The sequence below is a fragment of the Desulfopila inferna genome, from assembly GCF_016919005.1.
Classification (GTDB): domain Bacteria; phylum Desulfobacterota; class Desulfobulbia; order Desulfobulbales; family Desulfocapsaceae; genus Desulfopila_A; species Desulfopila_A inferna.
The window spans coordinates 583,318-598,279 of record NZ_JAFFQE010000002.1 but is presented as its reverse complement, the minus strand read 5'-3'; the positions used below and the strand labels follow the sequence as shown (position 1 = coordinate 598,279).

Sequence of the window (14,962 nt, the reverse complement as noted above, 5' to 3'; positions counted from 1 at the left end):
GCAACAGGATATGCTGCCATGGTAATGGTTAATTGGCGGTCGGGATTGCCACCTTCTCCGGCGTCAGTGGCTTGGTGATGATCTTTTGTATTCCCACTGCGGCGCATCTCTTCTGCAGATTTTCATCTACATGTCCGGCAGTGGCGAGTATCTGGCTGAATTTTCCGGTCATTCTTTTTTTTCTGTCCACCCGTTCGGCGATGGCTGCCAGGTTGCTCTCCGCCATAAAAAAATCGACGATGATGAGGTCAAAACTGAAGTTTTCGCACTCCCACAGACATTGGTCGATATTTTCTGCAAGGGTTACCCGCCAGCCGGCTTCGGTGAAAATACGGCCTGCCTGTTTCAGGCTTGAGAGGTGATCGTCAGCTATCAGCACCCGGCGGAGCAGATGCCGTTCAATGGTGGCATACAGCTCGGTTGTATTAATAGGTTTGGTCACGTAATCATCCATGCCGGCGGCCAGGCACTTTTCCCGGTCGCCCTTTATTGCATGGGCGGTCATGGCGATAATCGGTGTATGCCGTCCACTCTTTGCCTGTCGCCGCCGGATTGCCGCGGTGGCCTTGTAGCCATCCATTTCAGGCATCTGAATGTCCATAAGAATCAAATTGTATTCTGTTCTTGCCGACTCCTCAACGGCTTCAACACCGGTATTTACCGCGGTGGCCTTGAGTCCGGCCTTTTTCAGGATGGCCAGCGCAAGCGTTCTGTTGATGTGATCATCCTCGGCCAGCAGAATTCTGATGCCGCTGAATATTTCCGTACGGCTGAGTTTGCTGCCAATGATAAGCCCCTGCCCTTTTTCCTGCTCCCGATGTATGTTCTCGGGCAGAGTAAAAACGGCAGTAAACCAGAACAGTGATCCTTTGCTCTCTTCACTTTCCAGGCCAATTTCACCTCCCATCAGGCGGCAGAGCTGGGAAGAGATGGTCAACCCCAAACCTGTCCCTCCATATTGCCGTGTCGTCGAGGTGTCGGCCTGAGAGAAAGAATCAAAAATGGCCCTCTGTTTTTCCTGCGGCACCCCAATGCCGGTATCCCTGACGCTGAAACAGAGGAGAGTCCGAGTAGCTGAGACCATTTTTTTCTCACCTGCCCGGATCAGGACGGATCCGTTTGCAGAAAACTTGATGGCGTTGTTGGTCAGATTAATAAGGATCTGCATAAGCCGGGTGGGATCACCTATAACACGGTCGGGAACGTTGTCGGCAACCTCAGCAGAGAGAGTGACCTTGTTGTTACGGGCCTTGATCGACATCAGAGAAACGAGCTCATTCAGTTTATCCCGGAGCGAAAACTCCAGCTCTTCAAGCTCCAGGCGTCCGGCCTCGATTTTGGAAAAGTCAAGAATGTTATTGATAATATCGAGAAGACGGTCGGCCGAAGAGCGGACCATCTCGAGATAATTGCGCTGTTCCGGCTGCAGGTGGCTGTCGAGGACGATATTGGTCATTCCCATGATACCGTTCATTGGCGTTCGTATCTCATGGCTCATGTTGGCGAGGAAATTGCTTTTGGCGCGGTTGGCCTGTTCAGCTTCGGTTTTGGCGGCAATCAGTTTGCGTTGATCTTCAAGTTTGTCGGTAATGTTGCGGAGTATGGTAAGGTAAACCGTCGCTCCGTCACGACTGATTGTGGCATTGGTGGTCAGGGTGAGGTCGATGATTGCTCCGGTTTTCGTTTGCTGCTTACTCTGATAGTCGATGATGGAACCCTGCTCCTGGAGAAGCTTGAGCCAGTCCCTTCTTTCCTCCTGGTCGATCCAGAAATCTTTGGGGTCGGTGGCCTTCAATTCTTCTTTGGTGCACTCCATCATCGATAAAAAAGCCTGATTTGCCTCCAGGAATCGACCGTCCGCCGAAACGATGCTAATGGCATCCCTGGACTGCTCAAACAGCATCCTGTATTGGAGCTCCTGGCGGCTTACCCGTTTAAGTTGCCGTTCTGTTTCCTTTCTCTCCTCGATCTCTTTTTTCATCTCCCTGTTCAGTTTCTTCAGGTAAACATTTTGATCGCGGATTTTGCTTTTGTATCTGACTTCATTGATGTATTGATTAACTTTCAGGAAAAAGAAGAAGGCCGGTATGGTGAAGGCCAGACAGACCAGAGCAATGGTGAAAAATGCGGACTTTCGGGGTAGCAGCGTAATAACGGTCCAGTCGGACAGAGCAATTCCCTGCATTTGTACGCCATATCTTTTTCCTTCAAGGAAAGCTTCACCGTTCTGCACCTGAAAAGGGAGGGGGGTAAGAGGTTGGCCGGCAAACTGACTTGACTCCTTAAGGGCTGTGAGTCTCTGCGGAGACAATGGTTTAATGGCATGAAAGAGCCAGGATTCTTCCGAGGAGGCGAAAACGATGCCGTCGCCTGTGAGAATGGCTGCCGGTCCTTTGTTTGCCGATTTGGATAATATCTTATCGATGCTCTTCAGGCCGCTTTTGATTATGGCTACACCGTGAACCCGCTGTTCCTGGTCTTTGATCGGACTGCTGAAATATATACCCCTCTGATCGGTAGTTACTCCCAGAGCCGGGTAGATAAAATCTCTTCCCTGCATCGATTCTGTGAAATATGGCCGGAATTTATAGTTGTAGCCATAGAGGGTTTCTCCGCTTTCAGAGAAGGAAGAGGCTATTACCGTGCCAGTATGATCCTGAATATATACCAGGCTGGCTCCGAGAATCTCTCTGGTCGAGTTGAGAAGAGCGGTGGCCTGCCGGGTTGCAGATGGATCCGGATTGAGAAAAAGTTCAAGTATCGCTTGCTGTCCGGTGAGAGCCCGGCTGCTTTCGCTGAAGTTTGTCTCCAGGTGTCTGTTTATGTCCTCGCGCAGACTGGAAGTAAGCTGTCTTTGTTCCCGCAAGGCCTGCTGGTGCCCAACGCGGAGGGTGATTAAAATGGTGAGGAGTACAACGCCGAATGTCGTAAGAGTGAAGAGCAGAATATTCTTGGGGGAAAAAAGAGACAACAGATCTCTTTTATTGATCTTCGACATATATACAGGCATACCTGGAATTTAAGTAGGTGGTTAAATACATTTGAAAAACATTGATATATAGTTTAATGCCTTCCTCCTGAAAAACTGCCACAAAAACAAAAAAATAAAAAATTTTAATTTAAATCTGTGAATTCATCTCTATAGCCAAGACACCTTGGAGCGTACCTCTGAGAGTCTGTCATAAAAACCAGAAAACGGAAAGCATATTTAAAGGCCGGTAATTTTAATTACCCTCAAGGTGCTTATCCAGCTCAGTTAGGTTTAATTTTACATTTATCTCTTTGTATTTCAATTCATTTATTGTGATCTGATAAAAAGTCATTAAATATGCCGAGATGGGCTCTGTGACGTACGGACATAAACCCCGACATCGATAAAGTTTGATATACCAGGCGTAGTAATAAGACCTGATGTGACGGTCATGTGGTAGCGTTTACGTGTGTTGTTCTTTTTCGAATCCATTACCGGCCGTTGAGGATCTGTTCGATGGTTGTGCGACCCAACCGCGTCTCAAAGATGGTGCGCAGGAGCTGGTCCAACCCGGCCTTTTCCGCCGGAGGAAGAATAAATCCGGGCAGCGGGAGGGCTCGGTGCACCTGGGTGCGGGCGTGCTGCAGCAGTTCCTGATTGTCCAATGGTTCAAAGCTGCCAGCATACTCCGGCGAATTCACCAGAATGACAAGGACATCGACCATATTACCCCAATGGTCAAACTGTCCGAGATGTTCGATGAGCTGCATCATCGCCATGGATCCGTACAGATGGACATCGGGGATAGTCGCGGCACCACTGCTGCCACAGAGGATTGTTGAAAAAAAACATCGGCAGCTGAAGGGCCGTACCGGGTAGATACTGCATCTGCCTCCTTCCAGGAAAGGGCAGCTCTCTGAAGATTTCGCCTGGTTTTCGCTGTTCTGACGATTATGCAGAATATCTTCGACGTATTCGTTTGTAGTCTGCAGGGCCGGATCTGCCGGATGAAGGCCGTCGAATAATCGCACCAGCCATTCTCTGCCTTTCATTTCGCGACAGTAGTTGAGGATTTGCCTGCCCTCAAGAGCGGTGATAGTGACATTGCGGGTACAGCATGAGGCACAACCCGGAGCACAGCAAAATTGTTCGGATGGAGACCATTCGGCAAAGACCGCATAAATTGTATCAAGAATCGTAACTTTCATTGGCGGATGATCCGGCAGAAAGGAGGCCCAGTCCTAGGGAATGACATAGAAAAAAACAGCAAAGAAATGAAGAACACTGCCGCCCAGCACAAAGAGATGCCAGATCGCATGATTGAAGACGAGTGCATTCCAGATATAAAAAACCACTCCCAGGGTGTAACAGAGGCCGCCTCCGGCAACAAGTGCTATGCCGCCCGGGGCAATACCGAGGAAAAGGGGCTTGATAGCTACAATGATAAGCCAACCCATGGCGATATATAAACTGAGAGAAAGCTTTTCAAATCTCTGACCGGTGACTGTTTCCAGAATAATTCCCGCAACGGCGAGGCCCCATACTATGCCAAAGAGTGTCCAGCCCCAGCTGCCATGCAGGGTCACCAAGGTGAATGGAGTGTATGTTCCTGCAATTAATATAAATATTGATGAATGATCAAGTGCCCTGAAGAGCTTTTTCATCTTTGCTGTTTTCACCAGATGATAAAAAGTCGACATGGAATAGAGGAGGACCAGGCTTGCCCCAAATATGGAACTACTGACAATATGGTAGCCATTACCATTGAGAACGGAGAAGACTACCAGGAAAATGAGTCCCTTAATGGAGAGAAGGACACCCAGCGCATGTGTAGCCGCATTGGCGAGCTCTTCCCTGGCACTGTACATTGGAGGTGAAACAACCATCTGCCGTTCCTTTACAAAATTATTAATCCGATGAGTTTTTTTCGGTATTGTCGGGTGTTGAGGGGGATGGCTCGTCAACAGAAGCCGATTCAGGTTCGGCTCCGCAATATATACCGGTGCCCAGACATTCGGGGCATTCATCCCAGGTTATGATAAACCTGCTTACTCCACCAAAGTAGCCGACCTGGCCAGAACCCCCGCATATATCGCATACCTTTTTCATAGCCCTATTGTAATGCATCGACGCCAAAAGCCAAGAAGATGCCCTCTTTTTCTTCGAGCGAAAAGCTGGGAGTTGCCGGACCATCTAATTGTGCAGACATTGTAAAGGAGCAAACGATATGCTATCATTTCAGTGCTTGAATGATGATTCGAATGGCTATGAGAGGCACTTGCAAAAGCACGTCACCTCATTATCCGTACGCTTTTTTCCCCCTCTCATGAGTTGTTCTTTTGCTCTTTCTTATAATTGATAACCTCGTGAAAACCTGAATTTTCGGATGGCTAAGTAAAAAACTTCATATGCTAGGCGCGCAAAATTTCTATTATTTCGGCGTACTAAGGTACGTCGTAATGATAGAAATTTTGTAGCAACGACGCAGATAAGCGAAGACTTCGGATGAAGAGTTTTTACGACGCCATCATAATTGGGAGGTTCCGCATGGAAAGCAGTGAGCATTCTCCGTCGGGGGAAAAAGGTTGGTTTCATCTCGATGTCCATCCTTATGTTTTCTTCATTTCCGCCGGGCTCATTCTCACATTTGTTGCCCTGACCCTGGTTTTTCAGGCCAATGTCGATAATTTTTTCTCTAACCTCCAAGCTCTGATCGGCAAATATGCCGGCTGGTTCTTCGTCTGGACCATGAATATCATTCTGGTCTATGTCATTTCGCTGTTGCTCGGTCGTTTCTCCAGCATAAGACTGGGTGGAGTGGAAGCAGAACCGGAATTTACCACACTTGGCTGGTTTTCCATGCTTTTTTCTGCAGGTATGGGAATTGGTCTTCTTTTTTACGGCGTCGCCGAACCGATGTTTCATTATGTTGCCTCCCCCCTTGTTGAACCCGGCACTGCAGAGGCCGCCAGAATCGGTATGGACCTGACCTTTCTGCACTGGGGGCTGCATCCCTGGGCAGTGTATGCCATTGTTGGTTTATCGCTGGCATTTTTTTCTTTTAACAAAGGATTGCCTTTATCGATCCGCTCGGCGTTTTATCCGTTGCTCAAGGAAAGGATTTACGGTCCCATCGGCAACATGATCGATATTATGGCGACAGTAGCGACTATGTTCGGCGTCGCCACCTCCTTGGGATTGGGAGTTCAGCAGGTTAATGCCGGCCTTAATCACCTCTTTGGGATACCGCAGTCAACTTTTATTCAGGTCCTCTTGATTGTCGGTATTACTTGTATTGCCGCCTGGTCGGTGGTCAGGGGCATCAGTGCCGGCATCAAATTGCTCAGCCAGATTAATGTTTATCTTGCCGCAGGATTGATGCTTTTTGTGCTGCTGCTGGGGCCGACCCTGTTTATCATGAAGGCGCTGATGGAAAATATCGGCTTTTACTTTCAAAATCTTCCCCAGCTGGCTACCTGGAATGAAACCTACGAAGCGACGGACTGGCAGCTGGCCTGGACAATTTTCTATTGGGGCTGGTGGATTTCCTGGTCGCCCTTTGTCGGCATGTTCATTGCCCGTGTCTCCTATGGCCGTACCATCGGTGAGTTTATCAAAGGAGTTCTGTTTGTGCCCACCTTTATTACCTTTGCCTGGATTACCGTTTTCGGCAACAGCGCCATAAACATTGAGATGTTCGGAGCAGGAGATATCGCCCGGGCGGTTCAGGAAAATGTCCCGGTGTCGTTATTCAAGCTGCTTGAGCATTATCCGTTGCAGTCCCTGACCTCAATGCTGGCGATCGTTGTGGTAATCACCTTTTTCGTTACCTCGTCTGACTCCGGTTCGCTGGTGATCGACATCATCACCGCCGGAGGCAATCCCGACCCGCCTGTCCTGCAGCGTCTGTTCTGGGCCGTGATGGAGGGTGTTGTGGCCGCGGTGCTACTTATAGGCGGCGGTCTGGTGGCGCTGCAGACCGCGGCGATCACAACCGGACTGCCCTTTGCCCTCATTTTGCTGGGGATGTGCTATTCCCTGCATAAAGGACTTGCCGAGTATAAGGAGGGTCAGACCTTCGAGCTGTCTATCGGAGACTCAAAAACCAAGGAACTCCGGCACCGTCCTTCGATTAAACTGCCGACTTTCGGACGGCGTCGGTTCTGGTAGCGGAAAAAGAAATTATTTTACGCTCGGGAGGCGATTGATGGATAAGCCCGGAAAATGTTTTCTGTATATCCTTATCCTTACAGCGATATGGACAACAGCAGGGAGAGACGTCGCAGAGGCACGGGAAACGGTGAAACTTGCCTATACCAACTGGTCCTCATCCATTGCCGGCAGCTCTCTGGCACAGGCCGTGCTCCAGGAGGAACTGGGGTATCGGGTGGAGCTGGTAAGGCTGGATGCCGATCAGATGTGGGAGGCGGTGGCAACGGGAAAGGTGGACGCCATGCTTTCCGCCTGGCTGCCCACGACACACCAGCAGTATTATCAACGATACGGAGAGCAACTGGAAGATCTCGGACCGAACCTCAGCGGAGCCCGGATCGGCCTTGTTGTCCCCGATGTCAGTGCCGGACGCCAGGTGGGAGGGCAGGGCTGGCGGGCGCCGTCATACATTGCCGCAGAATCGATCAGCGATCTGCGGGAGTATGCCGAAGAGTTCCGGGGCCGGATAATCGGTATCGATCCCGAGGCCGGAATCATGAAGCGGACATTGAAGGCTCTGGAGGTCTATAATCTCGACTACAGGCTGATAGACGGCAGCGAAATCTCGATGACTGCCGAACTTTCCAACGCCATTCGCCACAAGCGCTGGATTGTGGTAACCGGCTGGACGCCGCACTGGATGTTCGCTCGCTGGAATCTGAAATTCCTCGCTGATCAGCAGGATGTATTCGGTGGAGCCGAGGAAATACATACAATGGTGCGGTCCGGCCTGCGCCAGGATCTCCCCAAAGCGTATGCCTTCCTCGCTCGCTTTTCCTGGACTCCGGAAGAAGCGTCGCAGTTTATGATCTGGAACCAGGCTGATCAGGGACTTTATTCCTACGAAACGGCGCTGCGCTGGATGCGGGTCCATCCGGAGCGGGTTCGGCAGTGGCTCGATGATCAGTAGCCCTCTGGCTGAAAAAAAACAACGTGAACCGAATGCCATCTCAATAACCACAAAGGGTGCTGGAGGAAATATGCTCGAAACGGTTTTTAAGAAGTTTCATAATGGTTGCCTGATGGTGTTTCGCCGTGATACCGACACGGTATTGTTTCTCGGTTCGGCATTTCTGGTCCATTCCGGCGGTTACCTGCTCACAGTCTCCCATATCCTGCCCAGCGAAGGTCAGCTGATGGTGGTGAGTGGTGAAACGATGAGCAATGAATTCACCCCAATCAGCCAGGAGATGGTAGCCTCTATTCCTGTCAGTATAGTGAGACGCAACCGGGAACGAGATGTCGCCCTGCTAAAAATGGAGGTTGAGATTGATATGTCGCTGCCCGATTTTTTCCTCGGCAGTGCGGAAAATATCCCTATAGGCTCCAGTGTAATGGCCATGGGCTATGCCTTTGGCCATCAGTCGCTGCACACCCTTGTCGCCATGAATGCCGTGGTCAGCGCCAGGATGATTTCCCCCAACAACAGCAGACTGCTGCTGTTTGACTCGATGATGCACGATGGGGACCGGGGAGGGCCGCTGGTAGGTGTAAGTGAGGGAGTTGTGGTAGGCATCATAAGCGGTCGCTTTGATCCTCGAGAGGCGGCACGTGATATTACCGACGACAGTCGTACCGTCGAAACCAATACCAATATCTCCTATGCCGTTGCCATAGAATATGGTCTTGAACTGATGGAAGAGGAAGGGCTTCTTGAAACGAGAACGACACTGGGGGAATAATTGCCCTCATGAGAAACGAGGATATTCTGGTTACCTCTGAAACTCAGCATTTTCTGGCCCAGGCCGGGACTGCTCTTTTCATCGGGAATCCATAACCCCATCCAAACTGCAGCCGTTCTGGCTGCAGAGATCCGTGAAAGAAGCAGTCCCGGATTTGAGCTGAGGATCAGGGGTAATCAGGACCCCATTTTTCAATTCGGTCCCGTCAAATTACTCTATTCAGGTGATTTATTCGAATCATCCCGACAAAGAGACTTGCAAAATTGGTGGTACTTGGATAGCCTTGCAGTACGTGTACCATGAAATTGAGTCTAAATTGAAACATTCCCGAGACCCATTGGCGGTATTGCCGGATGTTCACCATTTAGACAGACAGCTGCAAAGAGTCCTTGGGAACGGATGAATCGTTATGAAACAGACGAATGCATTCTGGCAATTTGTCTTTCTGGCCTTAGCTCTGACTCTCTGCTACATCTTTTTTCTTCTCTTTCTGGTCTGGCAGCAACTCGCTGTTGAAGAAACCCTTTTTCTTCGCCGGATAGTCCATCAAAACATTTATTATCTGCTGGCCTTGATCACTGTTGTCCCCGTGGCCTTATGGGTGATCTTCGAAATATGCTATACCAAATTCTACCTGCCGCTTAAAAAAATTCCTGCCGAAACCTCCGTTATCTACAGAACAAACCCGTCTCATCGTCTTCAATTTAACGGAAACCATAATATTAATGAATTATCCGAAGCCATTAACGGCTTTGCAGAGGTTCATGAGAATCTCATCAAACATATTGCCCGGGAAATAGGTGCAGCCAGGAGCGAAACGGAGAAGGAGCGCAATCTACTTGCCTCGATTATGGCGGAGTTGCCGGTAGGGTTGATAATATGCAATATCAACGGCAGGATACTGCTCTTTAATTCGCAGGCTAGGATGGTATTTACCCGAAACAGATCGACGAGAAGGTCGGAATACTTCTTAGGCCTGGGCAGGTCGATTTTCCATATAATCGACAAGTCACTCATCATACACGCGCTAGATGAAATCGAGGAACGGCTGGCCGCTGGCAAAAGTCGGGTTGCTTCCTCCTTTATTACTCAGCTTGAAGAAGATGTCCTGGTCAACGCCGAAACCATTCCGGTCCTCAGCGAGGAGCGACGGATAACCGGGTTTATTTTAAGCCTCCAGGATATTTCCGGCAACATAGAGAGATATGAATCGATAAACCGGAGTCTGTTATCTTTTGGCCGGGATCTGCAGAAAAGCCTTTCCCGAATCGAGGAGTTAGTAACACCGGAAATGCATCACCGGGATGACGACGTCAAGGTGGTGCAGGAGTGTCTTGCGGATCTGGGGAAAAAATTTGATTCCACCTGTGTATCCGTGCTGGACAGGGCCTTTGAGACCATGCCTCTGACCAGGATAGATCTGCAGCGGTTCCTCTTCCTGATTCAAAAGACTGCGGGAGAAAAAAATATCAGGGTAAATATCACCACCACCAGTCAAGGCAAAAGAATTTTGGGCGATACCTTCTCCTTTGCTGCGGCCTTTGTCTATATTGTGGAGAAGCTCAGTGCACTCACCTTTCTGGATGAGTTCGACATGCTGGCCACAGCCCAGGAGAAACAGGTGGTCTTCGAGATCTCCTGGGGCAGCCCTCCGGTAAGCTGCCGGGAAATCGACAACATCATCTCGGAGAAAATTACGCCGCTCACCAACTTAGGCTATGTCCTTAAACAAAACAGAGCCACCCTCGAACCCATTGCCGACAGAGAACAGAAATGTTCGCTGGTGAGAATAACAGCGAAATCGGAACTGGCTTCTCCCTCATATGCCAAACGAGGCCCGGTCATCACCGGCTCCAGGCCTGAATATTATGATTTTAACCTTTTCACCGTAGATGAAGAGAACCGGGATATGCTTGATTCCAACCTCACTTCACTTACCTACAGTGTTATCGATACCGAAACGACCGGGCTTGATCCCGGAGGAGGTGATGAGATCATCTCCATCGGGGCGGTAAGGATCGTCCACAACCGCATTGTCTATCAGGACCAGTTCGAGCAGCTGGTCAACCCCGCACGTGACATTCCTTTTGAATCCTATAAAATTCACGGCATCGAACCGGATATGGTGAAGGACAAGCCAACCATCGAAGACATTCTGCCGGCATTGAAAAGCTATATTGCCGATAGCGTTATCGTCGGACATGATGTTGGTTTCGATTTGAAGATGATAAAGATGAAGGAAAAAAGCAGCGGTGTGGTGTTGGCCAATCCTGTTCTCGATACCCTGTTGCTCTCGGCCATGCTGCATCCGATCCACAAGCAGCACAATATTGAGAACGTGGCCAAAAGACTTGGTGTCAGTATTATCGGCCGCCATACCGCACTTGGTGATGCACTTGCCGCGGCGGAGATATTTCTCAAGCTTCTGCCGATCCTGCAGAGTAAGGGAATTTTCACCTTAAAAGATGCCATTGAAGCATCGAAACGGACATTTTTCCTACGATTACGTTACTGAGACAGCACCTGCCGGAATACTGAATACTAAGTCCATCTCGACAACTTAGAAAAATTTCCATGATGTGAGATGGTTAGATAAAAGTTCCATAAACAGGGCGGAGTGTCTGCGCTTATCGCGACGCCATCAATACAAGAGGTAGTAGATGAGTGAAGAATATTCGTATGCGCCTTTTTCGCTACTTTCCAGAGAGGAATTTGATGCCATCAGCACGCATCTTTCTTATGAGTCCGTGGCCGCCGATACGGTTCTTCTTATCCAGGAGATTACAGTTGTCGATAAATTCCGGGTCATCATCTCAGGTTCTGCCAGGTTTTACTTTGAATTCAATTTTGTCGAGACCCTGAAAAGACATATGCAGAAAGGGGACAGTTTTGGTGGAATCTCCATTCTGCTCAATGAGGGAATAGCAACCAAGACTCTCAGGGTGCTTGAGGACTCAGTATTCCTTACCCTCGATTCCGGTCATTTCCTGACCCTGTGCGAAAAAAACGACCGCTTCACCGAATTCTTTACCACCGCCTTCGGCAAAAGCATGATAAACCGGACCTATGCCGGGATTATCTCCCGCCAGATCAAGGACAAGGAGCTCAATCTACCCTTCTTCAATCAACCGATTTCGGCGATGTACAGGCCGGTCCTGGCAGAATGTCACCGCTATGCCTCTATAAAAACAGCCGCGCAGAAAATGGCCGAGACCAACAGCAGTGCTCTTTTGGTCAGAAGCGACACCGGGATCGAGGGAATCGTAACCGATGCCGATCTTCGTAAAAGGGCAATTGCCATGGGACTGGAGGTATCGGCCCCTGTTGAGAAGATATTGTCGTCGCCGGTAATTTCGATCAGCGATGATTCGCAGGTATATGAGGTATTTCTGGAGATGCTTGAGAAAGATGTACGGCATCTAGTGCTTATCAATCATATCGGAGAGATCACCGGCATTATTACCGAGAAAGATCTCATTACCGCCCAGGCAAACTCAACGTATCTGTTGATAAAAACAGTCAAATCCTCCAAAAATATCGATCAGCTTGAAAACATTCATGCAAGACTGACAAGAATGCTCCTGAATCCTATACAAAATGGTTCCAGCACCGAATATATAACCAAATTGATTACGGCCTTCTCCGATGCCATTATTGAAAAAATCATCGCTTTCTCCGTTGAAGAACTTGGACCTCCGCCGTGTAAATTTGTGTTTATGATTATGGGCTCGGAAGGCCGTGAGGAGCAGACCTTCATCTCGGACCAGGACAATGCCATTATCTATGAAGATTTAGAGGATGCATCGCAAAGGGAACAGGCCCAGAACTATTTCGGTCCGCTGGCCGAACGTATCTGCAACCAGCTGAACACTGCCGGATACAGTCTCTGTGTGGGTAACAATATGGCCAAAAATCCGGACTGGTGTCAACCTCTGTCCGTCTGGAAAGAGTACTTTTATAAATGGACCCATGTGGCCAAACCCGAAGATTTGCTGCATTCCAGTATTTTCTTTGATTTCAGAGGCGTTGGCGGAGATACATCCCTTGCGGATCAACTGAAGAAATACCTGCTGCGTCTCATCGACAAGTGGCCGGGATTTTTGCGAAATATGACGGAAAACACCCTTTTTTTCAAACCGCCCATCACTCTGCTGGGAAAATTTGTCGTGGAAAAAAAGGGAGAGAATAAGGGGAGCTTCGATATCAAGCTTGCCCTGCTGCCCATCATTGATCTGGCCAGAATATATTCCCTGCAGAATAATATTACCGATACCAATACACTGCGGCGCCTGTTCAGGCTCCATAAGATGCGGGTGCTGGATGACGAGGAATACAGGGATCTGGTACAGATCTACAATTATCTGATGCGCCTGAGATTTTTAAGACAGATCACGGTAATAATAGATGAGGAAAAGGAACCGGATAATCTCATCTATCCGGCCAGACTCTCTTCCCTGGATCGGGTTATACTGAAAAAGGCATTTAAACGGATCAAGAAGTTCCAGCAAAAATTGAGTTTCGATTTTACCGGAACCGCATAAATAGCAGCAATCTTACTGCATTTTCAGAAGATTTTTGGCGAACAGGATGTGCTGGTAAACATTGTTTCTTGTGTGAGCGGGCACTCCAAGGTATGCTGCCCGAAATAAACAATTAACTTGTACGAAAGCAAACTGTAAACAAATACCGATACTCGAAAAAATGAGCTTTATTACCTTTGACAACAAACGCATTGCCGTCTTCGGACTGGCCAATAAAAAGTCGGTGGCCTTTTTTATAGCCAGGGAACTGATTGCCTCAGGTGCCGAAGTGATTCATGTGGTGCGCTCCGAGGAGCGAAAAAAAACAGCCCACAAGCTCTTTCCGCAATGTTCGGTATTTATCTGTGATGTTGAGGATGAAGAGAACATCATCCGGGTCAGAGATGAGATCCGGGAGGAGCTTGATGGAAAATTGCTGCACGGCATAGTACATTCCATCGCTTTCGCCAACTATTCTGAAGGATTCAAACCCTTTCATCAAACCAGGAAAGACGATTTCCTGCAGGCTGTCAATATCTCCTGTTTCTCTTTTATCAGTATTGCCAATCATTTTAAGGATCTTCTCCACTCCGATGCCTCGGTCGTGACAATCTCGATCTCGACGACCACCATGGCTGCGGAAAACTACGGCTATATGGCTCCAATCAAGGCAGCCCTTGACTCATCGCTTTGTTTTCTCGCTAAAAGTTTCTCCGCCTTTTCCAATATCCGCTTCAACGCCGTAGCCCCCGGTTTGCTGAAGACCTCGGCCTCAGCCGGCATTCCCGGATATATCGACAGTTACCTCTATGCCGAAAAGGCTATTCTGCGTAAAAAGGCCATTTCCACCCAGGAAGCAGCAGATGCCGCCGTTTTTCTTCTCTCTGATCGTGCTTCGGCAATAACCGCTCAGACAATCGTGGTGGACGGCGGCATGGCGGTAAACTATTTTGACAAGGAAATTGTCGGCAAGGCCGTGGGATGAGGGTGAGATAAGCAGATAAAAAAATGTCAAAGGCCGGAGATGCTTGAGAGCGAAGTGATTGAACAGGCACTTTAAAGTCCTGGCAGTAAGGAATTTGTTATATTTTACTAATTATTTAATCGCTTAGGCCTTGATTGGATATGGAATTTTGTGCATAGTTAGTGCCTGTCCATAAATTGCGCTATTTTATTGCGCGCCTCGATTTAAACCAGGGAAGCGTAGACTCCGAAATTACCCATTCCTGGATAGATACCAGTTAATAATGTCACAAAAATCAAGAAAATCCACGAGTATTCAACAGGTTGCTCACATGTTGCGGACGCCTGATCTGAGTATCCTCGGCGAGAGTATATCTTCCCTTCCGGTTGCCCAGTGGGCGGAGAATATGCTGTTTTTGGGCGCGCCCGATGAGGATCTTCTTGATCTGACAGGATCGTTTCCCGCCACTCTGCGTCAAGACAAGACCACTCACCCCATATTTATTCTTAAAACCAATCCCATCGGCCATTATGCCTGCCCTTGCTCCAGTAAAGGTAATGCCAAGGAGAAAAGATTTATCCGATCCGGCTGTTCTCTGACTTCGTCAGAGTAG

10 protein-coding genes are annotated in these 14,962 nt (G+C 48.8%); 7 read left to right on the top strand and 3 right to left on the bottom strand.

The window, feature by feature from the left end; all coding sequences use genetic code 11:
• Positions 1-28: 28 nt before the first annotated feature.
• The 3 genes from JWG88_RS06610 to trhA all read right to left on the bottom strand — a co-directional run bounded on the left by JWG88_RS06610 (position 29) and on the right by trhA (position 4,857).
• Positions 29-2,998 carry a response regulator gene (locus tag JWG88_RS06610; protein ID WP_205232919.1) on the bottom strand — a complete coding sequence of 990 codons (2,970 nt, stop codon included), beginning with the start codon at positions 2,996-2,998 and terminating at the stop codon, positions 29-31.
• Positions 2,999-3,462: 464 nt separating this feature from the next.
• Positions 3,463-4,179 (bottom strand): YkgJ family cysteine cluster protein, encoded by a 717-nt coding sequence (locus JWG88_RS06605; RefSeq protein WP_205232918.1) that lies wholly within the window; start codon positions 4,177-4,179, stop codon positions 3,463-3,465.
• A gap of 33 nt (positions 4,180-4,212) precedes the next feature.
• Positions 4,213-4,857 carry a PAQR family membrane homeostasis protein TrhA gene (gene trhA, locus JWG88_RS06600; RefSeq protein ID WP_205232917.1) on the bottom strand — a complete coding sequence of 215 codons (645 nt, stop codon included), beginning with the start codon at positions 4,855-4,857 and terminating at the stop codon, positions 4,213-4,215.
• Positions 4,858-5,518: 661 nt separating this feature from the next.
• Here trhA and JWG88_RS06595 point away from each other — a divergent pair.
• From JWG88_RS06595 to JWG88_RS06565, 7 genes are all read left to right on the top strand, one after another.
• Positions 5,519-7,141, top strand: coding sequence for a BCCT family transporter (locus JWG88_RS06595; protein WP_205232916.1), 1,623 nt, complete (start codon positions 5,519-5,521; stop codon positions 7,139-7,141).
• A gap of 37 nt (positions 7,142-7,178) precedes the next feature.
• On the top strand, positions 7,179-8,093 hold the full coding sequence (locus tag JWG88_RS06590) for a glycine betaine ABC transporter substrate-binding protein (RefSeq protein ID WP_205232915.1): 915 nt from the start codon (positions 7,179-7,181) through the stop codon (positions 8,091-8,093).
• Between the two features lie 70 nt (positions 8,094-8,163).
• Complete coding sequence (locus tag JWG88_RS06585; protein ID WP_205232914.1) at positions 8,164-8,865, top strand: S1 family peptidase; 702 nt, start codon at positions 8,164-8,166, stop codon at positions 8,863-8,865.
• 409 nt (positions 8,866-9,274) lie between these two features.
• Positions 9,275-11,380: a 3'-5' exonuclease gene (locus JWG88_RS06580; RefSeq protein ID WP_205232913.1), complete on the top strand. Its 2,106-nt coding sequence runs from the start codon at positions 9,275-9,277 to the stop codon at positions 11,378-11,380.
• A gap of 145 nt (positions 11,381-11,525) precedes the next feature.
• Entirely contained in the window at positions 11,526-13,406 is a 1,881-nt protein-coding gene (locus JWG88_RS06575; RefSeq protein ID WP_205232912.1) for a DUF294 nucleotidyltransferase-like domain-containing protein, read from the top strand.
• 160 nt (positions 13,407-13,566) lie between these two features.
• Complete coding sequence (locus JWG88_RS06570) at positions 13,567-14,370, top strand: enoyl-ACP reductase FabI (protein ID WP_205232911.1); 804 nt, start codon at positions 13,567-13,569, stop codon at positions 14,368-14,370.
• Positions 14,371-14,680: 310 nt separating this feature from the next.
• Complete coding sequence (locus tag JWG88_RS06565) at positions 14,681-14,962, top strand: hypothetical protein (protein WP_205232910.1); 282 nt, start codon at positions 14,681-14,683, stop codon at positions 14,960-14,962.

Bases quoted from the DNA above. Each gene is read 5' to 3' on its own strand.
- JWG88_RS06610 (WP_205232919.1), bottom strand. From the start codon at position 2,998: ATGTCGAAGATCAATAAAAGAGATCTGTTGTCTCTTTTTTCCCCCAAG.
- JWG88_RS06605 (WP_205232918.1), bottom strand. From the start codon at position 4,179: ATGAAAGTTACGATTCTTGATACAATTTATGCGGTCTTTGCCGAATGG.
- trhA (WP_205232917.1), bottom strand. From the start codon at position 4,857: ATGGTTGTTTCACCTCCAATGTACAGTGCCAGGGAAGAGCTCGCCAAT.
- JWG88_RS06595 (WP_205232916.1), top strand. From the start codon at position 5,519: ATGGAAAGCAGTGAGCATTCTCCGTCGGGGGAAAAAGGTTGGTTTCAT.
- JWG88_RS06590 (WP_205232915.1), top strand. From the start codon at position 7,179: ATGGATAAGCCCGGAAAATGTTTTCTGTATATCCTTATCCTTACAGCG.
- JWG88_RS06585 (WP_205232914.1), top strand. From the start codon at position 8,164: ATGCTCGAAACGGTTTTTAAGAAGTTTCATAATGGTTGCCTGATGGTG.
- JWG88_RS06580 (WP_205232913.1), top strand. From the start codon at position 9,275: ATGAAACAGACGAATGCATTCTGGCAATTTGTCTTTCTGGCCTTAGCT.
- JWG88_RS06575 (WP_205232912.1), top strand. From the start codon at position 11,526: ATGAGTGAAGAATATTCGTATGCGCCTTTTTCGCTACTTTCCAGAGAG.
- JWG88_RS06570 (WP_205232911.1), top strand. From the start codon at position 13,567: ATGAGCTTTATTACCTTTGACAACAAACGCATTGCCGTCTTCGGACTG.
- JWG88_RS06565 (WP_205232910.1), top strand. From the start codon at position 14,681: ATGTTGCGGACGCCTGATCTGAGTATCCTCGGCGAGAGTATATCTTCC.